Source organism: Caulobacter sp. FV2ps19 (assembly GCF_058681035.1).
Genome location: NZ_CM178729.1, coordinates 3915914 through 3937645, shown reverse-complemented (window position 1 = coordinate 3937645; position 21732 = coordinate 3915914). Strand labels below are relative to the sequence as shown.

Annotated in this window: 26 protein-coding genes and 1 tRNA gene; 14 read left to right on the top strand and 13 right to left on the bottom strand. The window is 67.5% G+C overall.

Annotated elements, in window-relative coordinates; translation table 11 throughout:
* The first annotated feature begins 59 nt into the window (after nt 1-59).
* The 3 genes from ACW18B_RS18730 (at nt 60) to radC (ending at nt 1369) form a co-directional block, all read left to right on the top strand.
* A complete protein-coding gene (locus ACW18B_RS18730) occupies nt 60-335 on the top strand; it encodes a BrnT family toxin (protein ID WP_492048511.1) in 276 nt (91 codons plus the stop codon).
* On the top strand, nt 322-552 hold the full coding sequence (locus ACW18B_RS18725; protein ID WP_492048510.1) for a BrnA antitoxin family protein: 231 nt from the start codon (nt 322-324) through the stop codon (nt 550-552). Before ACW18B_RS18730 ends, ACW18B_RS18725 begins: the two co-directional genes overlap by 14 nt.
* Nucleotides 553-655: 103 nt before the next feature.
* A complete protein-coding gene (gene radC, locus ACW18B_RS18720) occupies nt 656-1369 on the top strand; it encodes a RadC family protein (RefSeq protein ID WP_492048509.1) in 714 nt (237 codons plus the stop codon).
* 18 nt (nt 1370-1387) lie between these two features.
* Here the strand turns inward: radC and ACW18B_RS18715 are convergent, their stop codons facing one another.
* Nucleotides 1388-2785: an MgtC/SapB family protein gene (locus tag ACW18B_RS18715; RefSeq protein ID WP_492048508.1), complete on the bottom strand. Its 1398-nt coding sequence runs from the start codon at nt 2783-2785 to the stop codon at nt 1388-1390.
* Between the two features lie 80 nt (nt 2786-2865).
* Between ACW18B_RS18715 and ACW18B_RS18710 the strand changes: the two genes are divergently transcribed.
* Nucleotides 2866-4110 carry a dipeptidase gene (locus tag ACW18B_RS18710; RefSeq protein ID WP_492048507.1) on the top strand — a complete coding sequence of 415 codons (1245 nt, stop codon included), beginning with the start codon at nt 2866-2868 and terminating at the stop codon, nt 4108-4110.
* Between the two features lie 116 nt (nt 4111-4226).
* On the opposite strand, the gene msrQ is transcribed toward ACW18B_RS18710, so the two are convergent.
* The 9 genes from msrQ to sfsA all read right to left on the bottom strand — a co-directional run bounded on the left by msrQ (nt 4227) and on the right by sfsA (nt 10132).
* Nucleotides 4227-4850 carry a protein-methionine-sulfoxide reductase heme-binding subunit MsrQ gene (gene msrQ / locus ACW18B_RS18705; RefSeq protein WP_492048506.1) on the bottom strand — a complete coding sequence of 208 codons (624 nt, stop codon included), beginning with the start codon at nt 4848-4850 and terminating at the stop codon, nt 4227-4229.
* Entirely contained in the window at nt 4850-5788 is a 939-nt protein-coding gene (gene msrP, locus ACW18B_RS18700) for a protein-methionine-sulfoxide reductase catalytic subunit MsrP (protein WP_492048505.1), read from the bottom strand. Before msrP ends, msrQ begins: the two co-directional genes overlap by 1 nt.
* A gap of 100 nt (nt 5789-5888) precedes the next feature.
* Nucleotides 5889-6395: a periplasmic heavy metal sensor gene (locus ACW18B_RS18695; protein ID WP_492048504.1), complete on the bottom strand. Its 507-nt coding sequence runs from the start codon at nt 6393-6395 to the stop codon at nt 5889-5891.
* A complete protein-coding gene (locus ACW18B_RS18690) occupies nt 6392-6829 on the bottom strand; it encodes a hypothetical protein (protein ID WP_492048503.1) in 438 nt (145 codons plus the stop codon). Before ACW18B_RS18690 ends, ACW18B_RS18695 begins: the two co-directional genes overlap by 4 nt.
* Before the next feature lie 13 nt (nt 6830-6842).
* Complete coding sequence (locus ACW18B_RS18685) at nt 6843-7403, bottom strand: RNA polymerase sigma factor (protein WP_492048502.1); 561 nt, start codon at nt 7401-7403, stop codon at nt 6843-6845.
* A gap of 30 nt (nt 7404-7433) precedes the next feature.
* Nucleotides 7434-7886, bottom strand: coding sequence for an EF-hand domain-containing protein (locus ACW18B_RS18680; protein WP_492048501.1), 453 nt, complete (start codon nt 7884-7886; stop codon nt 7434-7436).
* A gap of 104 nt (nt 7887-7990) precedes the next feature.
* The gene (gene map, locus ACW18B_RS18675) at nt 7991-8821 is read right to left on the bottom strand and encodes a type I methionyl aminopeptidase (RefSeq protein ID WP_492048500.1); all 831 of its coding nucleotides are present in this window, start codon (nt 8819-8821) and stop codon (nt 7991-7993) included.
* Nucleotides 8822-8947: 126 nt separating this feature from the next.
* Nucleotides 8948-9337 (bottom strand): hypothetical protein, encoded by a 390-nt coding sequence (locus tag ACW18B_RS18670; protein ID WP_492048499.1) that lies wholly within the window; start codon nt 9335-9337, stop codon nt 8948-8950.
* A gap of 78 nt (nt 9338-9415) precedes the next feature.
* Complete coding sequence (gene sfsA / locus ACW18B_RS18665; RefSeq protein ID WP_492048498.1) at nt 9416-10132, bottom strand: DNA/RNA nuclease SfsA; 717 nt, start codon at nt 10130-10132, stop codon at nt 9416-9418.
* 53 nt (nt 10133-10185) lie between these two features.
* On the opposite strand from sfsA, the gene ACW18B_RS18660 reads away from it, so the two are divergent.
* A complete protein-coding gene (locus tag ACW18B_RS18660; protein ID WP_492048497.1) occupies nt 10186-10950 on the top strand; it encodes a competence/damage-inducible protein A in 765 nt (254 codons plus the stop codon).
* Between the two features lie 71 nt (nt 10951-11021).
* On the top strand, nt 11022-12020 hold the full coding sequence (locus tag ACW18B_RS18655; protein ID WP_492048496.1) for a zinc-dependent alcohol dehydrogenase family protein: 999 nt from the start codon (nt 11022-11024) through the stop codon (nt 12018-12020).
* A gap of 46 nt (nt 12021-12066) precedes the next feature.
* On the opposite strand, the gene ACW18B_RS18650 is transcribed toward ACW18B_RS18655, so the two are convergent.
* Nucleotides 12067-12151 (bottom strand) — tRNA-Leu (locus ACW18B_RS18650).
* Nucleotides 12152-12210: 59 nt separating this feature from the next.
* A complete protein-coding gene (locus tag ACW18B_RS18645) occupies nt 12211-13329 on the bottom strand; it encodes a mechanosensitive ion channel family protein (RefSeq protein ID WP_492048495.1) in 1119 nt (372 codons plus the stop codon).
* Nucleotides 13330-13530: 201 nt separating this feature from the next.
* Here ACW18B_RS18645 and ACW18B_RS18640 point away from each other — a divergent pair, with 201 nt between their 5' ends.
* The 6 genes from ACW18B_RS18640 (at nt 13531) to ACW18B_RS18615 (ending at nt 20102) form a co-directional block, all read left to right on the top strand.
* Nucleotides 13531-13914 carry a c-type cytochrome gene (locus ACW18B_RS18640; protein ID WP_492048494.1) on the top strand — a complete coding sequence of 128 codons (384 nt, stop codon included), beginning with the start codon at nt 13531-13533 and terminating at the stop codon, nt 13912-13914.
* 90 nt (nt 13915-14004) lie between these two features.
* The gene (locus tag ACW18B_RS18635; RefSeq protein ID WP_492048493.1) at nt 14005-15285 is read left to right on the top strand and encodes a Xaa-Pro dipeptidase; all 1281 of its coding nucleotides are present in this window, start codon (nt 14005-14007) and stop codon (nt 15283-15285) included.
* Between the two features lie 168 nt (nt 15286-15453).
* Complete coding sequence (locus ACW18B_RS18630; protein WP_492048492.1) at nt 15454-17919, top strand: S9 family peptidase; 2466 nt, start codon at nt 15454-15456, stop codon at nt 17917-17919.
* 14 nt (nt 17920-17933) lie between these two features.
* Entirely contained in the window at nt 17934-18932 is a 999-nt protein-coding gene (locus ACW18B_RS18625; RefSeq protein WP_492048491.1) for a methionine ABC transporter ATP-binding protein, read from the top strand.
* Nucleotides 18932-19585 carry a methionine ABC transporter permease gene (locus ACW18B_RS18620; protein ID WP_492048490.1) on the top strand — a complete coding sequence of 218 codons (654 nt, stop codon included), beginning with the start codon at nt 18932-18934 and terminating at the stop codon, nt 19583-19585. Before ACW18B_RS18625 ends, ACW18B_RS18620 begins: the two co-directional genes overlap by 1 nt.
* A 148-nt stretch (nt 19586-19733) precedes the next feature.
* Nucleotides 19734-20102 (top strand): hypothetical protein, encoded by a 369-nt coding sequence (locus ACW18B_RS18615; protein ID WP_492048489.1) that lies wholly within the window; start codon nt 19734-19736, stop codon nt 20100-20102.
* On the opposite strand, the gene ACW18B_RS18610 is transcribed toward ACW18B_RS18615, so the two are convergent.
* On the bottom strand, nt 20093-20341 hold the full coding sequence (locus ACW18B_RS18610) for a hypothetical protein (RefSeq protein ID WP_492048488.1): 249 nt from the start codon (nt 20339-20341) through the stop codon (nt 20093-20095). The genes ACW18B_RS18615 and ACW18B_RS18610 overlap by 10 nt on opposite strands.
* Before the next feature lie 126 nt (nt 20342-20467).
* Between ACW18B_RS18610 and ACW18B_RS18605 the strand changes: the two genes are divergently transcribed.
* Both ACW18B_RS18605 and ACW18B_RS18600 read left to right on the top strand, forming a co-directional pair.
* The gene (locus ACW18B_RS18605; RefSeq protein ID WP_492048487.1) at nt 20468-21286 is read left to right on the top strand and encodes a MetQ/NlpA family ABC transporter substrate-binding protein; all 819 of its coding nucleotides are present in this window, start codon (nt 20468-20470) and stop codon (nt 21284-21286) included.
* 187 nt (nt 21287-21473) lie between these two features.
* Complete coding sequence (locus ACW18B_RS18600; protein WP_492048486.1) at nt 21474-21620, top strand: hypothetical protein; 147 nt, start codon at nt 21474-21476, stop codon at nt 21618-21620.
* Nucleotides 21621-21732 lie beyond the last annotated feature (112 nt).

Sequence of the window (21732 nt, the reverse complement as noted above, 5' to 3'; positions counted from 1 at the left end):
GTACATTTTTGGGTGCACAAAAATCCTTGCCACCTCGATTTAATGGGTGCACAAATTAAATGGATGTCGAGTTCGACCCTGCCAAAGATGCGATGAATATCGCCAAGCACGGCGTTTCCTTGCGGGCTGCGGAAGGGCTCAATTGGGACACGGCGTTTGAGCGCGAGGATGATCGCTTTGACTATGGAGAGGTCCGGTTTGTCGCCTTGGGACTGATCGGCGAGCGCCTTCATGTGCTGATCTTCACCGAAGGCTCCCATGAAAACGCGGTTCGCGCGATCAGCCTGCGTCTCGCGGAAAAGCATGAGGTGAGGTTCTATCATGATCAAGTTTGACCCGGAGCGGCACGACGACAACCCGCCGATGGATGCGGCTTTCATGGCTGGGATGCAGCCGTCCCGGCGGGGACGCCCGAAGCTGGAAGCGCCAAAAGTGGAGGTGAAAATTCGTCTGGATGCGAAGACGGTGGAGCACCTGCGGGGGAGCGGTCCAGGGTGGCAGACGCGCGTCAACGCCTTGCTGGGCAAGCTGGTGGCGACGGGGCAGATCTAGAGGCCTTCGACCAGGGCGGCCGGCGTCGACCTCGGGCCCACATCACCCCTAGACAACCTTGAGATGTTTAAGCCACAGTGATCGCCTCCGATGCGGAGTCGACATGGTCAGCGCGCGATCCTTGGGCGTTTCAGATGCGACGCCGGCGGCCCACCATCAGGGCCATCGTGAGCGCCTGCGTGACAGAGCCCGGGCCGGCGGGTTGGTCGCTCTACCCGACTATGAGCTGCTGGAGCTCTATCTGTTTCGCACCTTCGCGCGCGGTGACGTCAAGCCGATGGCCAAGGCGTTGCTGGCGCGGTTCGGCTCGTTCGGCCAGGTGATCGGCGCGACCCTGGAGGAGCTGAAGACCGTGCCCGGGGTGGGCGAGACCGCCGCCCTGGATATCAAGCTGCTGCACGAAGCCACCCTGCGGGCCGGGCGCGACAAGATCGGCAAGCGGCCGGTGATCTCATCCTGGAGCGCCCTGCTGGGCTATGTCCGCGTCGCCCTGGCCCATGAGCCGCGCGAGCAGTTCCGGGTGCTGTTTCTGGACAAGAAGAACCAGTTGATCGCCGATGAGGTCATGAACCACGGCACGGTCGACCACGCCCCGGTCTATCCGCGCGAGGTGATGCGGCGGGCGCTGGAGCTGTCCAGCTCCAACATCATCCTGCTGCACAATCATCCCTCGGGCGATCCCACCCCATCGCGGCCCGATATCGACATGACCAAGCAGGTGATCGAGGCCGGCCGGGCCCTGAAGATCAATGTCCACGACCATCTGGTGGTGGGCCGCGAGGGCGTGGCCAGTTTCAAGGCGCTGGGTCTGATCTGAGGTCGCGACCCTAACGGATCAGAGCGTGATCAGGGCGCCCAGCCAGGCGGCGGCGGCCACCAGGGCCAGGCCGGGCGCGACCCGCCAGGCGAAATCGCGCCGGCCGCCGGCCAGGGTGAGGATCAGCTTGCTGACGGTGTTGGTCGTCAGGCCGGCGAGGATCGGCAGGACGGCGTCGCTGGGCGCGATCTTGCCGGACGCGACCAGCGAGGCGGTCGAGATCGCCGCGGCATGGGCGTCGACCAGGCCGGCCAAGGCGGCGCCGGCGATGACGCCCGCATCGCCGAACCACGTCCGCAGCGCCGCCGAGGCGACCAGGATCACGCCCAGGGTCAGGGCGAAGGTCAGGGCCGAGGTCAGGCTGAACGCCTGGCCGGGGTCGGGCTCGTCCCTGGCCGGGCGCCGCAGGGCCAGGATCGTGAACACCGCGCCATAGGCCGCCGCCGCCAGACCCGCGCACAGCAAAGGGCCCCGCATGACCATCAGGGTCGGCAGGTCGACGGCGGCGATCACCAGGGTCATCTGGACGATCGTGGCGACGGTCGACAGCACCGCCCCGGCCACCGCCGCCGGCAGCACGGCCGGCGTCGCGGCCACCCGCGCGGCCATGGCCCCGATGGTGGCCGTGCTGGAGATAAAGCCTGAGGCCAGTCCGGCGATCGGCAGGCCAAACCGCGCGCCAAAGCTGCGCACCGCGACGTGGCCGCCGGCCCCGATGGCCAGCACCAGCACCACGACCAGCCAGATGGCGTGCGGATTGACGGCGTCGAACGGGCCCATGGCGCGATCGGGCAGCAGGGGCAGGACGACCAGGCTGGCCCCGCCCAGGATCAGGGCGTCGCGCACCTCGTCCACGGTCAGGACCTGGCTGACGAAATGGTGCAGCGGGGTCCGCGCGGCCAGCAGGATCGCCACCACCACCCCGACCCCGGCCGCCAGCTTCGGCTCCGGCATCGCCAGGGCCCCGACCAGCACCGCCAGCACCAGGGCGATCTCGGTGGTCAGGCCGGGATCATCCTCGGCCCGGGCGCGCCAATAGCTGAGGGCGGCGAACGCGGCGACCGCCGCCGTGATCACGGCCAGCAGGATCGGCCCGCCGACCCCCAGGCTGATCGCGCCGGCCAGGCTGGCTACGGAAAAGGTGCGCAGTCCCGCCGCCGACGGGGCCGGGCGCTGGACCTTGCGGCGCTCGCGCTCCGCGCCGATCAGCAGGCCGACCCCCAGCGCTACCGCCAGGTTCAGGAGAGGGACGGCGGAAATGGGCGGACTCCGATGCGGTTCACGATCACGCGCCAGTGTCGGCGCGCGCCCGCTGTCCCGTCCAGCGGATTTGTGTCGCTCGCCCTTCTGCGTTTGGGAGGGCTGAGCCCGGCGAGGGTGGCGCGACGTTGCGCCGGGGCCGGGCAACTGATCCAAATGCAGCCGGCGCGGCTTGACGGGGTGGTGGCCATCCCCGAGCTTGGCCTTCTCAGTTCGCGTCCATCCCCGGAGCCTTGATGTCCTATCGTCTGCTGACCGCCCTGTTGGGCTCCGCCGCCCTGCTCGCCACCGCCGCCGTCGCTGCGACGCCGCCCGCGCCCAAGTCCGCCGTCTCCAAGGCCGACCTGGCCGCGCACCAGAAGATGCTGACCCTGGACACTCACCTGGATACGCCCGAGCATTTTTCGCGGCCCGGCTGGAGCATGATGGAGGGCCACGCGGTGCGCATGGACGGCACCCAGGTGGACCTGCCACGCATGAAGGCCGGCGGCCTGGATGGCGGCTTCTTCGTGATCTACACCGGCCAGGGTGACCTGACCGCCGAGGGCTATCGCTTCGCGCGCGACTTCGCCCTCAAGCGCGCCGTCGAGATCCGCGAAATGGTCGCCGCCCATCCTGACGCCTTCGAGCTGGCCTTCACGCCCGAAGACGCGGTGCGGATCAACAAGGCCGGCAAGATCTTCGTCTTCCAGAGCATCGAGAACAGCTGGCCGATGGGTGAGGATCTCACCCTGATGCAGACCTTCTACCAGGCGGGCGTGCGGATGGCCGGGCCGGTGCACTTCCGCAACAACCAGTTCGCCGACAGCTCGACCGACCCCAAGGGCAAGATCTGGAACGGCTATTCGCCGCTGGGCCTGCGCTGGATCGCCGAGGCCAACCGTCTGGGCATTCTGATCGATGTCAGCCACGCCTCGGACGACGTGGTCGACCAGTCGGTGGCCCTGTCCAAGGTTCCGATCATCGCCTCGCACTCGGGCGCCAAGGCGATCTTCGACCACCCGCGCAATCTGGACGACGCCCGTATCAAGAAGATCGCCGAGAGCGGCGGGGCGGTCTGCATCAACTCTGTCTATCTGATCGCCTCGGCCGCACCGAGCCCCGAGCGCAAGGCGGCGCTGGAAACGCTCCCCCGCTATCCGGGCGACGAGGCGACCCAGGCCCAGATCGTTGACTGGATGGCCAAGCGCGTCGCGGTCGACAAGGCCTATCCGCCGGTGCGCGCCAATTTCGAGATCTTCATGAGCAGCATGTTGCACACTCTGAAGATCACCGGACCCAAGGGCGTCTGCGTCGGCGCCGACTGGGACGGCGGCGGCGGCGGCGAGGGCCTGGAAGACGTGGCCGACCTGCCCAAGATCACCGCGCGCCTGAAGGCCGAGGGCTATAGCGACGCCGACATCGAGGCGATCTGGAGCGGCAATGTGTTGCGTCTGATCGGCCAGGCCCAGGCCTATGCCAAGAGCGTGGCGGCGAAGTAGGTTGGACCACTTGCCCCCTCCGGGCCGCTTCGCGCCCGTCCTCCCCCGGAGGGGGAAGACGAGATCATCTTCCCCCTCCGGGGGAGGAGCGCCGCAGGCGCGGAGGGGGCGAGTGACTAGGCCCGCCTCCGCACCCGATCCCAAACCCGCCAGCTCATCAGCACCGCGAACACCGCCGCATAGATCAGCGGCGGGCGGTGGTCGGCCTTGACCAGCAGGTAGTAGTGGGCGACGCCCAGCGGGGCGATCAGATAGATCAGCCAGTGCAGCCTTTGCCAGCTCGCGCGGCCCATGCGGATCACCCAGCCGTTGGTCGAGGTCACCGCCAGCGGGATCAGCAGCACGAAGGCGCCCATGCCCAGGGTGATGAACGGTCGCTTGAGGATGTCCTTCCACAGCTGGTTGACGTCGAAGAACAGGTCGACCCCGACATAGCTCAGCAGGTGCAGCACGATGTAGCTGAAGGCGAACAGGCCCACCGTGCGCCGAAACCGCACCAGTCGCGGCTGCTTGAAGATCCGGGCCAGCGGGGTGATCGCCAGGCCGACCAATAGCAGCCGCAGGCCCCAGACGCCCAGCTGCCGGATCAGCTTCTCGATCGGATTGGCGCCCAGATCGCCGTTGAAGCCCTTCCACGCCAGCCAGGCCAGCGGCGCGAAACAGGCCAGCCAGACCAGGGCGTAGACGAGGTTGTCTCGCAGTTTGGAGGGGCGTTTGCGCGCCGACGTCTTGGCGACCATCAGTAGAACTTCTTCAGGTCCATGCCGCGATAGAGGTCGGCCACCCATTCGCCATAGCCGTTGAACGGCAGGGTGTCGCGGCGGCGGAACTCGCCGATGCGCCGCTCGGTGGCCTGCGACCATCGGGGGTGATCGACCGCCGGGTTGACGTTGGAATAGAAGCCGTATTCGCGCGGCGCCAGCCGGTTCCAGGCCGTGGCCGGCTGGCGGTCGGTGAGGGTGATGCGCACGATCGACTTGGCGCCCTTGAAGCCATATTTCCACGGCACGACCAGCCGCAGCGGCGCGCCGTTCTGGTTGGGCAGGGTTTCGCCATACAGACCGACGGCCATCAGGGTCAGGGGGTGCGTGGCCTCGTCGATCCGAAGGCCCTCGCGATAGGGCCAGTCCAGGATATTGTCGGCCTGCCCCGGCATTTCCGAAGGGCGCACCAGGGTTTCGAAGGCGACGTACTTGGCCTTGGAGGTCGGCTTGACCGAGGCGATCAGGTCCTTGAGCGGGAAGCCTACCCACGGGATCACCATCGACCAGCCCTCGACGCAGCGCATGCGATAGATGCGCTCTTCCAGCTTGCTCGCCTTGATCAGGCTGTCGATGTCGACGGTGCGGGGCGCTTCGCACTCGCCGTCGATCCGCACCGTCCACGGGCGCGTGGTCAGTCGGCCGGCGTTCTGGGCGGGATCGCCCTTGTCGACGCCGAACTCATAGAAGTTGTTGTAGCTGGTGATGTCTTCTTTTGAGGTGGGCTTTTCGGTGGTCGAGAAGCCCTTGGAATAGCTCAAGGGCGCCGCGCTGACCGCGCCCGCGAGACCGGTGAGGCCCAGGCCCGCCGTCGCCCCCAGGAATTCGCGTCGTCGCAGATACAGGCCGTGCTGGGTGACCTCGTTCTCGGTCAGGTCGGGGGCGTTGCGGATCAGCATGGCGGGCTCCGGAGGCATCTCTTGTTGAAGATACGCAGCGGCGCGCGTTTTGGTTACAGAAACTGGCAAATTTGAGTGCTCGGGCGGAGCGGCTGAGCGGCGCCGTCATGGTCATGGCTCATCTTTCGGCGTCGCCTCTTTCAGCATCTGCCCGCACGCGGGGCGCATAGACGCGGGTCAGGCCGTCGGCCAGGGCCGCGCGCTCCTCGGGCGAAAGGGTTTCGGCAAAGCTCACCAGCGCCGCTTCGACGTTCGATCGCGAGGCGCTGTCGCGGGTTCGGGCGGCCTCCAGATGTCGGGCCGCCGCCGCCGCGTCATAGGGCTGGGCGCGCAGAGCTTCCATCGCCGCCTGGCGCTCAAGACGGGCTTCTGCGGCGGTTGACTGGCTTTTCTGGCTGGCCTCGCGCAGCGCCCGGCGCAGGGCCCGGCGGCTTTCTGGCGAAAGCGCCGCCCCGGCGGCCCACAGGGGCGGGCGGGGCGCGCGTTGGGGCTGGACTTCAACCCTGTGCGACGGATCGGGCATGGCCCGCCGCGCCAGGGCCACGCCGGCGATGCCGCCCACCAGGAACACATTGACGGTCGCCGAGACGATCAGGCCGATCAGCAGAGAGCGGGAAACGGTCATATCGCGCCGGCCTCCTCGAGGGCCTCATACAGGTCGGGGGTGTCGAAGCCGGCGGCGATCACCTCGGCTTGGGGAGTGTTCTGGCGTTGAGCTCGTTCCAGAGCCACGCCCGCCGTGAGCCCCGCCAGGGCCGCGACGCCCAGGCCCAGGGCCGCGCCGAGACCGGCGATCCAGCGCCGCGCCGCTCCGGCCGGCTGCGGCGACGCTTCGATCAACCGGCCCAGCAAGGCGGCGCTCACCGCGCCGGCCGGGGCCAGATCGAGCAGATGGTCCAGATCGGACGCCTCGGCCAGGATGGCGCCCAGGCCTTCGGGATCATGGGCCAGCAGGGCGCGGGCCTGTTCCCGAGAGGCCTCAGGCCAGCGGGCGATGTCGCCGCCGTAGGTCTCGGCCAGGACCTGGAACCGTTCTGGCGACAATGGCTGTTCGATCATGTCCTGCCCTCCGTCATCGTCCGCGCTCCGCCAGATCGGCCAGGGACACCCTGAGCGCCCGTCGTCCACGGCCCAGAAGGCCTTCCAGCGCTTCCACCGTCACGCCCATCAGAGCCGCGGCCTCGATATTGCCCAGGCCCTGATGGTGGCACAGCACGATGGCTTCGCGCTGTCGCTGGGGCAGGGCGGCCAGGGCGGTTTCGACTCGACCCGACAACTCCGCGCCCAGCAGCCCGGCGTCCGGAGCCGGGCCCGTATCGATCTGTTCCGGGGGCTGCGCCATCGTCACGTCCCGCCGGCGTCGCAGGCGATCGTAGCAGAGGTTCAGGGCCACCCGGTGCAGCCAGGTATCGAACTTGGCGCCGCCCGGCCGCCACGACCGCGCCTGTTTCCAGGCCCGCAGGAAGGTTTCCTGCGCCACGTCCTCGGCCTCGCCGGCGTCGTTCAACATCCGGCGGGCCAGGGCGAGCACGCGCGGCAAGCGTCGGTCCAGCAACTGGCGAACGGCGGCCGGGTCGCCCCGGCCTACCCCCGTCAGCAGCGCCTCGTCGGGATCGCTCCCCTCGGCCGCCAAACCTCACCTCGCCGCGCGTGAACACATCCGTCAGACCCCGACCTTGGCCCTGCCGCCGCCACGCTTCAACTCGTCAGGCGTCAAGGCGCCGTCATTGTTGGCGTCCATATGGGCGAAGCGCTTGGCCAAGAGGGTGTTGACCTCGTCTCGCGACAGGAAGCCGTCATTATTGCCGTCGACCTTGGACCACATCCGGTCGCCGCCTTTTCCGCCGGGACCCTTGCCTCCAGGCCCCTTGCCCTCGTGGCCCTTGCCTTGGCGCATGGCGGCGAACTCGTCCTTCGACAGCTTGCCGTCCTTGTTGGCGTCGAGTTGGGCCATCATCCGGCCGGCGCGACCGGCCTGGAATTCCGCCAGGGTGACCTTGCCGTCGCCATTGGCGTCAAGCGTCGCAGGGCCCTTGGGCGCGGCGTAGCCGGGGCCCGCGATCGAGATCAGCGCACTGGCGGCGAGCGCCAGGGTGATCGGTGCGTATCTAGACATGTGACGTGCGTCTCCAGGGTGTGAAAGCCCAGCCCATGATCCGTTGAACGGCGGGGCCGGGCGTTTCCGTCGCCGATGAAGCGGCGACCCTGGCGAGGCGGGTGTCAGACCCCCAGAATGGGCGGCTGGAACAGGCCCGTGGGCGAGCCGGTGAAGATCTCGTAGCCGTCCTCGGTGACGCCGATCGAGTGCTCGCACTGGGCCGACAGCGACTTGTCGCGGGTCACGGCCGTCCAGCCGTCGCCCAGCACCTTCACGGCCGGCTTGCCCAGATTGACCATGGGCTCGACGGTGAAGAACATGCCTGGCTTCAGTACCGCGCCCTGACCCGGACGGCCAAAGTGCAGGATGTTGGGGGCGTCGTGGAACACCTTGCCCAGGCCGTGACCGCAGAAGTCGCGGACCACGCTGCAGCGCTGGGCCTCGACATAGGACTGGATGGCGTGACCGATGTCGCCCAGGGTCGCGCCGGGCTTCACGGCGGCCAGGCCACGGGCCATGCCCTCATAGGTTATGTCGACCAGGCGGCGGGCGCGGGGGCCCACTTCGCCGACGCCGTACATGCGCGAGGTGTCGCCATGCCAGCCGTCGACGATGACCGTGACGTCGATATTGACGATGTCGCCCTCGCGCAGGGCCCAGTCGCCCGGGATGCCATGGCAGACCACGTGATTGCGCGAGATGCAGACCGTCTTGGGATAGCCGCGATAGAACAGGCAGGCCGGAATGGCCTTGTGGTCGAGGATGAACTCGCGGGCCAGGGTGTCCAGATGGTCCGACGACACGCCCGGAACCACGTGGGGGATCAGCATGTCCAGGCATTCGGCGGCCAACTTGCCGGCCTTGCGCATGCCCTCGAAATCGGCGGCCGTATGGATCTTGATGGCGCCCGTGCGGGTCTCGGTTTCGATCTCTAGGGCGTCGTCAAGGGTCATGGCTTACTCGAAGAGGTAACCGCCCTGATCGGGGAGGGCGCGGCGGGCGGAGGAACTGAAGGTGGCTCTATAGCACGAATCTTCAAGGACCGCGCGCCTGTCGCCGCGACCTTCGCGCGCGCTGGCTCAGGGTTTGATGCGCCGCGCGATCCCGGGCGTGGCGGCGGGCTTGACCTCTTCGATGAAGCGCGCCTCCAGGCTGGTGGGCTTGTCGCGCCGCACGTGGCAGACGCCCTTGTAGCGGGTCACCCGGCCGGACTTCTTTTCGGTGATGTCGGCGGTGAACTTCACATCCCATTCACCCGGCTTGCCCACGGCGACGGGATCCATGTCGTTGGAGTTGACGCTGGACACCGGACCCAGGCCGAACTGGTCCTCAAGCTTGCCGGTGCAGGCCTTGAAGGCGAACACGGCGCGCAGGGCGGTGATCATGCCGCTTTCCTTGCCGTCAGTCCTGGGGCCGCACGCACACAGGGCCAGGGCGAGGGCAAGCGTCGCCGCGGTCAGGACTTTCATGGTCGAACGATCCCCAAGGTTCGCCGCGACAGTGGGTCAGATGCGAGCCGATTGCAGCTTAAATCGGTGTCATGTGGGTTAAGGGCGCCATGGCAGCGGGCGTGTGATGCGGACCCCGTTGATCGTCACCTCGCAGGCGCGGATCAGGATCTCCACCCCAGCTTCCGCCGCTTGGTCCAGCCCCCGCGCGAACGCTGGATCAAGATCCGCGCAGGCCTTGAACGCCGTGCAATCCTCCCGCTGCACCACGAAAAGCGCCACGGCCCGATCACCCCGCGCCACCTGGGCCGCCAGGTCCTTCAGATGCCGCGTCGACCGCGCCGCCACGCAGTCGGGAAACTCGGCCAGGCCGGGCGTGCGGGAGAGGTGGACGTTCTTGACCTCCAGCCAGCAGGGCGGCCGGTCCGGCCCCGTCAGCAGGAAGTCCACCCGGCTGGCCTCGGCGTATTTCACCTCAGGCCGCAGTGTCGCGTAGCCGGCCAGTTCGGGGATGGCGCCGGCCGCGAGGGCCTCGGCGACGAGCTTGTTGGGCAGCATGGTGTTGATCCCGACCAGCCCGCCCCTTCCCGGCTCATGGGCAGCCTCCACCAGCTGCAGCGTCCAGGGCAGTTTGCGCTTGGGATCGTCCGACCACGACACCCACGCGGGCTGTCCGGGCTGGTTCACCCCCAGCATGGCGCCGGGATTGGGGCAGTGGGCGGTGATCGCCCGACCGTCGTCCAGCACCAGATCGGCGAAGAAGCGCTTGTAGCGCGCGACCAGACGGCCGCGAACGAGCGGTTGCGGGAGCAGCATGGGGGCCCTAAGTCGGAAGGCGAAGCGATGATGTGATGTAGGGAAGCGCGGCGATGACGACCAGCAAGGATCGGGTGACGGCGGCAGTGCTGATCATCGGCGACGAGATCCTCTCGGGGCGCACTCAGGACGTCAATCTCAGCGCCATCGCCAAATATCTGGCCACCTATGGCGTCGACCTGGCCGAGGCCCGGGTAGTGTCGGATGTCGAGCAGGACATCGTCGACGCAGTCAACGCCCTGCGCGCCCGCTACGACTATGTGGTCACCACCGGCGGCATCGGCCCCACCCATGACGATATCACCGCCGACTCGGTGGCCAAGGCCTTCGGCGTCACCGCGCCGGAGCATCCCGAGATCATGGCCATGCTGCGCGAGCGCTGGGGCGAGCCCAACGCCGCCCGCCGCCGCATGGCCCACGTGCCCGAGGGCGGCAGCCTGGTGAAGAACCCGGTTCAGGGTCCGCCAGGCTTCCAGATCGGCAATGTGTTTGTCCTGGCCGGGGTGCCGGCGATCATGCGCGGCATGCTCGAGGATGTCGGGCCGCGCCTGCGCACCGGAGCGGTGGTGATCAGCCGAACGGTCCGCGTCACCGGCTCGGGCGAGGGCCTGATCGCCGCGCCGCTGGAGGCGGTGGCCAAGCTGCATCCCGACATGTCGCTGGGCAGCTATCCGTTCTTCAGCCCGCCCGACGTCTATGGCTCCAACCTCGTCGTGCGCGGCCGTGATCCGGCTGAGGTCGACGTGGCGGTCGAGGAACTGGTCGCGGCGCTCACCGAGGTCGGCGCGGCCCAGATCGAACGGATCGAAGCCAGCTAGGGGCCTGAACAGCCGTCTTCAGGCGTTCGACCACAATCAACAACAAGAACAACAAAATCAGGGAGAGCAACATGAAGGTGGCGGCAATCAAGGCCCCCGGCGGGCTGGACCACATCGTCATCGAAGAGCGGCCCGATCCGGTCGCGGGGCCCGGCCAACTGCTGGTTCGCGTGCGGGCCTCGTCGCTGAACTTTCATGACTTCGCCGTGGCGGCGGGCATGATCAAGACGACGGACGGCCGCATTCCGATGTCGGACGGGGCCGGCGAGGTGGTGGCGGTCGGCGATGGCGTCAGCCGCTTCGGCGTTGGCGACAGCGTGCTGTCGACCTTCTTCCCCAACTGGAGCGCCGGCGATCCAACTCTGGAGCGGCTGAAGGGCGTGCCGGGCGACCATGCCGACGGCTTCGGCGCTGAATATGTCGCCATGTCCGAGAGCGCCTTCACCCGCCTGCCGCGCGGCTGGACGATGACCCAGGCGGCCACCTTGCCGTGCGCCGCCCTGACGGCCTGGCGCGCCCTGATGGTCGAGGCGCGCATCCGGCCGGGCGACGTGGTTCTGGTTCAGGGTTCGGGCGGGGTGTCGATCTTCGCCCTGCAATTGGCCAAGGCCGCCGGGGCGACGGTGGTCGCCACCTCGTCCTCGCCCGAGAAGCTGGAGCGGCTCAAGGCCCTGGGGGCGGACCACCTGATCAACTATCGCGAAGATCCCAAATGGGGCGCGACCGCCGCCCGCCTGACCGGCGGCGTCCATGCGGTGGTCGAGATCGGCGGGCCCGGCACTCTGGCCCAGTCGAACCAGGCTTGCCGGATCGGTGGTCACATTGCGCTGATCGGTGTGCTGACCGGCGTCTCGGGCGAGGTGCCCACGGCGCTGATGATGTCCAAGAACATCACCCTCAAGGGCGTCACAGTGGGGTCGCGTCAGGACCAGGAGGACATGATCGCCGCGCTGGAGGCCAACGCCATCCTGCCGGTTATCGATTCCGTTCACGGCCTCGACCACCTGGCCGCCGCCTTCGCCCTGCAGATCTCGCAAAAGCACTTCGGCAAGATCTGTCTGGAATTCTGACCGCCCAGAGCCCCGATCGCCAGGCGTTCTGGCAATCGGGGCCGGCTGGTAGGGACAGTGGGACTCGAACCCACACGGATTGCTCCAACGGATTTTAAGTCCGGCGCGTCTACCAGTTCCGCCATGTCCCCCGGTAGCGGGATGGCCTTACGCGACCGGGGTTTCCGCGTCGAGAGGGCAGAGATGCGCTCTAGGCGCGATCGAGGCTTTGAGGGGGCTCGCCCGCTTGATCGCCCAGGCCCAAGCCCAGACGTTGGCGGGCCAGGGCGGCGGGGAGTTCGGCGGCGATGAAGGCCATCATCTTCTCGCGGACCTCGCAGCGCAGATCAAACACCGCCGGGGCGCTGCGCCCGCTGATCAGGCAGCGCACTTGCAGCACCTGGGCGGTGATGTCGGTGACCGCCAGATTGACCACCTGTCCGTCCCACAGCTTGGAGGCCCTGGCGATTTCTTCCAGCTTGGCGCGGAGGATGTCGATGGGCGCGGCGTGGTCGACATAGAGCATGGACGTGCCGATCAACGAGGCCGACTCCCGGGTCCAGTTCTGGAACGGGGTCTGGATGAAGTAGCTCAGGGGCACGATCATCCGCCGCCAGTCCCACAGCCGCACGACGACATAGGTGGCGTTGATTTCCTCGATATTCCCCCATTCGTTTTCGACGATGACCGCGTCATCGATACGGATGGGCTGGGTGATGGCGATCTGGATGCCGGCGATCAGATTGGTCAGCAGCGGCTGCAGGGCCAGGCCGACGATCAGGCTGGCCGCGCCGCCCGCCGCCAGCAGGCTGACGCCCCATTGCCGTACGCCGGGCACGGTCATCAGGGCCAGGGCGACGGTGATCAGCCCGACGATGACAGCGCCGGCCCGACGCAGGATCCGCACCTGGGTCAGGTGCTTGCGCGCCAGGAGGTTGTCTTCGACATCGACCCGGAAGCGCCTCAGATAGAGCGCCGCGCTGATGTCCAGGCCGGTGATGACGATCCAGCCGACCAGAAGGATAAACAGGATCACCAGCACTTGCCGCGCGTCGGCGGCCTGGCCTGCGGTCAGCGGAGCGATCGACACAGCTCCGGTCAAGGCCGCCGAAATCAGCGCCATCCGTGTACCGCGCCGCGCGCGAACCGCCAGGGCGGGCCAGAACGCGTCGCGGTTGGCCAAGGTGCGGCGAACGATGAGCACCAGCACCGTGTGCGCGGCGATCGCCAGGGCGACCGCCAGGACCGCGAGGCCCAGGCTGATCATCCAGTCCGGCGTCCAGGCGGGAATCCACGGCAGGTCTTGCAGGCGAAGGGTATGGGATGACATCCGGTCTAAACGCACTCCGCACGGAAACGGCTCCTGACTTCGACTAGACAGGACCGCCAGTCTCAGGGTCAAGGCTGGGCGCCCCGTCGGTTCGACGGCGGCGGGGAGCGGCGGACGTGCTAGGGTAGGCTTGACCGGGATCAAAGCCCGTCCCGCCGTCCTGTCCCAGTGTGGCGGGAGCGTCTGATCCTGGAGAGTCTCGTGCGCCGGTTCCTGATCCTGAGCGTCCTGCTGGTCGCAGGCTGTGCGTCGCCCAATCCCGCCGTCGGCCGCCAGGCGGAGCCGGCGATCGTGCGCGTGCCTGCCGTAGCCGGCGCCGATCCGGTGAGCCGGGGCAAGGCGCTGGTCGAGGCGCGTTGCACGGCCTGCCACGCCGTTGGCCCGACCGGCGAAAGCCCGGTCTCACCCGCCCCGCCGTTTCGAACCCTGGGTCAGCGCTATCCCGTGGCCAACCTCCAGGAGGCCTTCGCCGAGGGCATTTCCAACGGTCACCCGCAGATGCCGCAATTTGTGCTGGAGGAGTCGCAGGTGGTGGACCTGATCGCCTATCTGGAAAGCATCCAGACGCCGGCCAAGGCGAAGTGATCCGGAGGCGGTGATCCGCCCCGATCCGCCCTCGACGTCCGCCGATCCCATGCTAGCGTCCCGGTCCTGAATCAAGGACGGGGACGGAACATGCGGATCTGGATCAAGGCTCTGGCGCTCGCGGGCGCGCTCTGTGCGGGCGCGTCCGCTCAGGCGGCGCAAGTCGAGGCGGTCAGCGCCGCGCGGCTGCTGGACGTGGCGACAGGCAAATATCTCGACAATCCGACGGTGGTGATCACCGACGGCCGCATCACCGCCGTGGGCAAGACCGGCGAGGTGGCTGTGCCCGCCGACGCCCAGCGCATCGACCTGCCGGGCGCGACCCTGCTGCCGGGTCTGATCGACACGCACACCCATATCGACGGCCTTGCCGAATATGGCGGCTATAATTCGCTGGAGCATACCGACCGGTTCTGGTCGGTCATCCAGACGTATAACGCCAAGGTCACCCTGAACGCCGGCTTCACCACCATCCGCAATGTCGGCTCCAGCGACTTCAACGATGTGGGCCTTCGCGAGGCGATCGATGTGGGCCTGGTCCCGGGTCCGCGCATCGTCACGGCCACCTACGCGATCGGCGCCACGGGCGGTCACTGCGACTCGACCTTTTTCCCGCCGTCGATGGACCAGAAGGCCCCCTACAACATCGACAGCCCCGATGAGGCCCGCAAGGCGGTGCGGACGCTCAAGAAATACGGCGCCCAGGTGATCAAGATCTGCGCCACGGGCGGGGTGTTCTCGCGCGGCGACGAGCCGGGCCAGCAGCAGCTGACCCTGGCCGAGATGACCGCTGTGGCCGACGAGGCCCACATGGCCGGCCTGAAGGTCGCGGCCCATGCCCACGGCGCGGCCGGCATCAAGACCGCGATCCTGGCGGGGATCGACACCATCGAGCACGCCAGCCTCGTCGACGACGAGGGCATCAAGCTGGCGGTCCAGCACGGGACCTATTTCGCGATGGACATCTACAATACCGACTACACCCAGGCTGAGGGCAAGAAGAACGGCGTGCTGGAGGACAATCTGCGCAAGGATCGCGACATCGGCGAGATCCAGCGCCAGAACTTCAAGAAGGCCCTGAAGGCGGGCGTGAAGATGGTCTATGGCACCGACGCCGGTGTCTATCCGCATGGCGACAACGCCAAGCAGTTCGCGGTGATGGTGCGCTATGGCGCGACGCCGCTGCAGGCCATTCAGTCCGCCACCCTGACGGCCGCCCAGGCCCTGGGCCAGACCCAGGACGTCGGCCAGGTCGCCGTCGGCCGCTATGGCGACATGATCGCGGTCGGCGGCGATCCGCTGACCGATGTCACGGTGCTGGAAAAGCCGGTTTTCGTGATGAAGGGCGGGGCGGTGGTCAAGCAGCCCTGATCGCGGCGCTCCAGGGTCCGGCTTGTACGCTCGAAAAACGCACAAGCCGGACGGTCGGCGACGAATTACCGTTCCCCTGCGCGTCCTCCGCGCATAATCCTGCCCCCCTTTGACGCGTCCGGTCCATTTGGGGGGGCAGGGCGCTACACCAGTATCGAGGGGCGCCACATGATCCAGAACAGCTTCCGCCGGCGTCTTGTGGCGCTGTCCGCCTCCGTCGCCCTGTCGGCTCTTTCGGGGGGCGCGGTTCTGGCGGCGGGTCAGACGGGCTATCAGGTTCCGCCCGCGCCGATCGCCCAGATCCTCGACGCCCCCCAGACTCCGGTGGTCAGCCTCAGCCCCGAGCGGGCGACCATGGCCGTGTTGGGCCGCGAGAACCTGCCCTCGATCGCGGCGGTGTCCGAGCCGATCCTGCGCCTGGGCGGCTATCGGATCAATCCGCGCAGCAACGGTCCGATCGAAGCGCGTGCGGTGTGGCTCAACAGCCTGGCCTTTGAGGATGTCGCCACCGGCGCCGTGAAGGCTGTGGCCCTACCGGCCGGCGCCCGCTTCATGGATCCGCAGTGGTCGGCCGACGGCGCCCGCCTGGCCTTCGTGTTCGATGGCCAGCAGGGGCTGGAGCTGTGGGTCGCCGACCGCAAGACGGCGACCGCCCGCAAGATCGAAGGGCTGCGCGTCAACGCCGCGTTCAGCTCCAGCTATGACTGGTTGCCGGACGGCAAGGGCCTGATGGTCACCACCATCCCCGCCGGTCGTGGCGCGGCGCCGGTGGAGGACATCACCCCCAAGGGGCCGATCATCCAGCAGTCGAGCGGCCGCACGGCGGCCATCCGCACCTATCAGGACCTGTTGGCTTCTGAGCACGACGAGGCCCTGTTCGACTACTATTTCACCAGCCAGCTGGTCCGCGTGAACCTGGCCGACGGCGCTCTGAGCCCGGTGGCGGCGCCCGGCGTCTATTCCGGCGTCACGCCCTCGCCGGACGGCCAGTATATTCTGACCACCAAACTCAAGCGGCCTTACAGCTATCTGGTCCCGGCCAGCCGCTTCCCGACCGAGATCGCCGTGCTCTCGGTCGAGGGCAAACAGGTTAAGCTCGTGACCGATCGTCCGCTGGCCGACAACCTGCCGGCCGCCTTCGATGCGGTGTCGGTCGGGCCGCGGTCGGTCTCTTGGCGCAGCGATGCGCCCGCCACCCTGGTCTGGGCGGAAGCGCAGGATGGTGGCGATTCCCGGAAGAAGGTCGCCGTCCATGACCGGGTGCTGATGTCGGCCGCGCCGTTCGCCGACACTCCGGCCACCCTGATCGACATCGATGCGCGCTATGCTGGCATTGACTGGGGACACGCCGACTTCGCGATGCTGACGACCCGCTGGTTCGAGACCCGCAAGGAAAAGCGCATCGCGCTCGATCCGTCAAAGCCGGGAACCAGCCGCCTGATCCTCGAGCGCAACTATCAGGACAAGTACAATAATCCTGGATCGCCGGTCAGTCGCCGCAACGCCCAAGGCGAAGATGTGCTGCACTTCACGTCGGACGGTAAGGGCGTGTTCGTGACCGGAGCGGGCGCTTCGGCCAAGGGCGAGTTCCCGTTCGTGGGCGTGATGAACCTGGCCGACGGCAAGACGACCCGCCAATGGCAATCGGCCGCGCCTTACTATGAGGCGCCGGTGGCCCTGGCCGACGAGGCTGGCAAGACCATCATCACCCGTCGGGAGAGCAAGACCGACGCGCCCAACTACTTCATACGGGCTGTGAAGAACGGCAAGGCCAAGGCCTTGACGGCCTTCCCGGATCGCGCGCCGCAGTTCGCCGGGGTGACCAAGCAGACCATCACCTATGCTCGCGCCGACGGCGTGAAGCTGTCGGGCACGCTGTATCTGCCGGCTGGCTATGACAAGGCCAAGGACGGTCCGCTGCCGCTGTTGATGTGGGCCTATCCGGCCGAGTTCACCGACGCTGCGGTGGCCGGTCAGACTGTGGACACCGGCAATCGCTTCACGCGGCCTGGCGGCTCCAGCCACCTGTTCTTGCTGACCCAGGGCTATGCGGTTCTCGACGATCCGGCCATGCCGATCATTGGCGCCAATGGCGCCCAACCCAACGACACCTATATCGAGCAGCTGACGGCGGATGCGAAGGCGGCGGTCGATGCTGTGGTGGCCTTGGGCGTGGCCGATCGCGACAAGATCGCGGTCGGCGGCCACAGCTATGGCGCGTTCATGACCGCCAACCTGCTGGCCCACACCAATCTGTTCCGAGCCGGCATCGCGCGGTCGGGCGCCTATAACCGCACCCTGACGCCGTTCGGCTTCCAGTCCGAGCAGCGCACCTACTGGGAAGCGACCGACACCTACACCCAGATGAGCCCGTTCACCTACGCCACCCAGGTCAAGGCGCCGATCCTGCTGATCCACGGTCAGGTTGACGACAATTCCGGCACTTTCCCGATCCAGAGCGAGCGGTTCTATGCCGCGCTGAAGGGAGCCGGGGCGACGGTGCGTTACGTGGTGCTGCCCAATGAGGCTCACGGCTATCGGGCGCGCGAGTCGGTCATGCACACCCTCTGGGAGATGAGCGCCTGGATGGACAAGTATGTGAAGAACGCGCCGCCGCGCGACGCCAAGAACTAAGGATCCTAGACGACGTGATCGCCTTCGAGGCCGTTTCCAAGACCTATGCTCAAGGCGGCCATCCCGCCTTGAGCGAGGTTTCGCTGTCGGTGAAGGCCGGCGAGGTGTTTGGCGTGATCGGGGCCTCGGGCGCCGGCAAGTCGACCCTGATCCGGTTGATCAACGGCCTGGAAAAGCCGACTGGCGGCCGCGTGGTGGTGGATGGCGACGACGTCGCCGCCCTGGGCGTCGAGGGCCTGCGCGACCTGCGTCGGCGCGTCGGGATGATCTTCCAGCACTTCAATTTGCTGTCGTCCAAGACCGTGTCCGACAATGTGGCCTTTCCGCTGAAGCTGGCCGGGCGGCCCGCCGCGGAGGTCAGGACGCGAACGGCTGAGTTGCTGGCGCGTGTGGGCCTGTCCGAACACGCCGCCAAATATCCCGCCCAGCTGTCGGGCGGCCAGAAGCAGCGCGTGGGCATCGCCCGGGCCCTGGCGACCGGGCCCAAGGTGCTGCTGTGCGACGAGGCGACCAGCGCCCTGGACCCGGAGACCACCGAGCAGATCCTGGACCTGGTCTCGGGCCTCAACCGCGAACTGGGCCTGACCATCGTGCTGATCACCCACGAGATGGACGTGGTGCGCAGGGTCTGCGACCGGGTGGCGGTGCTGGAGGCCGGGCGGGTCGTGGAGGAGGGGCCTGTCGAGGACGTCTTCCTGCATCCCGCCAGTCCCACCGCGCGCCGTTTCGTGCGCGAGGCCGATGGCGAACCCGCCGCCGGCGCCGTGCTGGCCGGCCGGGTCGTGCGCCTGACCTTCAGGGGCGAGGCGACCTACAAGCCGGTGCTGGGCGAGGTGGCCCGCGCCACGGGCGTCGACTATTCGATCCTGGGCGGCCGCATCCATCGCCTGCGCGAGACGCCCTATGGCCAGCTGACCCTGGCCCTGACCGGCGGCGACGTCGAGGCGGCCATCGCCCAGTTCCAGGCGTCGGGCGTGCGGGTTGATCCGGTTGTGATCGGGGAGGGCGCGTGATGGGCAATATCGACTGGTCGGAGATCGCCCGGGCGACGCTCGACACCCTGGCCATGCTGGGCGGCTCGATGGTCCTGACCGTGCTGCTGGGCCTGCCGCTGGGCGTGATCCTGTTCCTGACCGGCAAGGGGCAGATGCTGGACAACCGCCTGGCCAACGGGGCGCTGTCGCTGGTGGTCAATATCCTGCGCTCGGTGCCGTTCGTGATCCTGCTGATCGTGATGATCCCGCTGACCGTGGCCCTGGTCGGCACGTCGCTGGGCGTGGCCGGGGCGATCCCGCCGCTGGTGGGCTGCGCTACGCCGTTCTTCGGCCGCCTGGTCGAGACCGCCCTGCGCGAGGTCGACAAGGGCGTGATCGAGGCCAGCTTCGCCATGGGCGCCCGGCGCCGGCAGGTGGTGATGGGCGCCCTGCTGCCCGAGGCCATGCCCGGGATCATCGCGGCCGCCACGGTCACCGCCATCGCCCTGGTGTCCTATACCGCCATGGCCGGGGTTGTCGGGGCCGGCGGCCTGGGCGATCTGGCGATCCGCTTTGGCTATCAGCGGTTCCAGACCGATGTGATGGTGGTCACGGTGGTGGTGCTGCTGGTGCTGGTGCAGGCGCTGCAGATGGTCGGGGATACGGTGGTGCGGCGAGTGTCGCATCGGTGAGGCCGTGCGTCCTTCGAGGCTCGGCTAAGCCTCGCACCTCAGGATGAGGAAGGCTTTTTCTGAAATCCTCATCCTGAGGCGCCCGCGCAGCGGGCCTCGAAGGACGCACGGCGTTTCCATTCTGAGGCCCGGACGCTAGAAGGCGGCCATGACCGACGACATTCCCATTCTCTCCGAGCCGCCGCGCGAGCACTGGGACGAGGCTTTCGCCCAGACCCTGATCGGCAAGACCTTGCTGGTGGGCCTGACCTTCCTGGACGACGACGGCGACGTGACCGAGCGCCAGCAGTTTTTCGGCGTGGTGATCGAAGCCGACGCCCATGACGGCATCCTGTTGGATCTGCTGGGAGAGCATGACGGCGACACCTACGCCCTGCCGCCCCAGACTTCAAATATCGCCGCCGCCGAGGCGGGCGTCACCAGCCTGGAGGGCGACACTCCCGACTTCGTGGTCAGTTGGGCCATCCATGGCGCGCCCGATGAGCCCGCCAATGACGAAGACCTGGATCAGGCCTGATCGAACGGGAACGGCAGCCGGCCGGCCTTGAACAGGATGTCGGGGTTCTCGTCATAATCGCCCAGCTCGACATCGGCCGAGGCGGCGAAGGCCACGACGCCCTCACGCAGAGGGGCTAGACGCTCGGCCTTGCGGCGGGCTTCGGCGGCGTCCTTGCAACCGATCTGCTGCTCGGCCTTCAGCGCCTTGCCGCGACCGGCGATATAGGCTTGCACGATGTAGACGGTTTCCTTGGCCATGCGCCCTCAGGCGGCCTGTTCGGGCGGCGCGTCAAGCGATCCAGAGGCCCCGTTCAGCAAATCTTGCTTCGTCGATGCGCCGAACCGGGGCAAAACCCTCACGTCATTGATTTTTCGGAGCCGTTCATGGTCGCCCGCCGCGCTTTCATCGCCCTCAGCCTCGCCGCCGCCACGCTGAGCCTTGGGGCCCTGTCCGCGTGCGGCCAGAAACCCGTCGCGAGCGCCGCCGACACCCTGACCGTCGCGGCCACCGCCATCCCGCACGCCGAGGTGCTGGAGTTCATCAAACCCAAGCTGGCCGCCCAAGGGCTGAAGATCGAGATCAAGGTCTTCAACGACTATGTGCAGCCCAACACCCAGGTGGCCGAGAAGCGCATCGACGTCAGCTATTTCGAGACGCTGCCCTATCTGGAGACCTTCAATCGCGACAAGGGGACCAACCTGATTCCGATCGTCGGCGTCCATATCGAGCCGATCGGCGCCTATTCGTCCAAGTACAAGACGATCGCCGAGTTGCCGCAGGGCGCCACCGTGGCCATCCCCAATGACGCCAGCACCGAGGGGCGGGCCCTGCTGCTGCTGTCGCGCAACAACGTCATCACCCTGAAGGACCCGGCCAATCCGCTGTCAAGCCTGAAGGACATCGCCGCCAACCCCAAGGGCCTGAAATTCAAGGAACTGGAGGGCGCCACCCTGCCGCGCGTGCTGGGCCAGGTCGATCTGGCGATCATCAACACCAACTACGCCCTCGACGCCAAGCTGAACCCGTCCAAGGACGCCCTGCTGATCGAGGACAGCAAGAGCCCCTATGTGAACTATCTGGTCGGTCGACCCGACAACAAGGACGATCCGCGCGTCCAGAAGCTGGCGGCGGCTTTGACCACACCCGAGGTCGCCGCCTTCATGGCCCAAAAGTACGAAGGCGCGGTGGTGCCGGCGTTCTGAAGTCTGGCCGACGGCCTGGTGTCCTGGCCCTGAATGCGCCGCTACCTGGGCGCGCATAAGATTGTGCCGCCATGGCAGGTTTATCGCCTTAACAAATGGCGCGACACGTGCCAGTTTTCATTTGAGCTGGCGCTCGGGAGGGGAGCTGGCCGCGCGCAAGTCGTAAACAAATCCGCAGGGGCAACGGATGGACGACGTGGTGATGGTGGCAAAGCGGGACCGTGTCACGGGCTCGCACATTCCCAAAAAGGCCTCGCGTTGGGGTCTGGCCACCATGATCAGCGGGTTCCTCTGGCTGTTTATTTGCGGGCTGATCCTGATCTTGGTCCTATGACGCGTCGCACGGAATGATCTTGCTCCACCCCACCGGAGCGAGATCCCGGTCGGGGGCGTATTTCCCGGCCGGACCCTGCGGGCGCCGGATCCTGGGGGCGCCGGATCCTGGG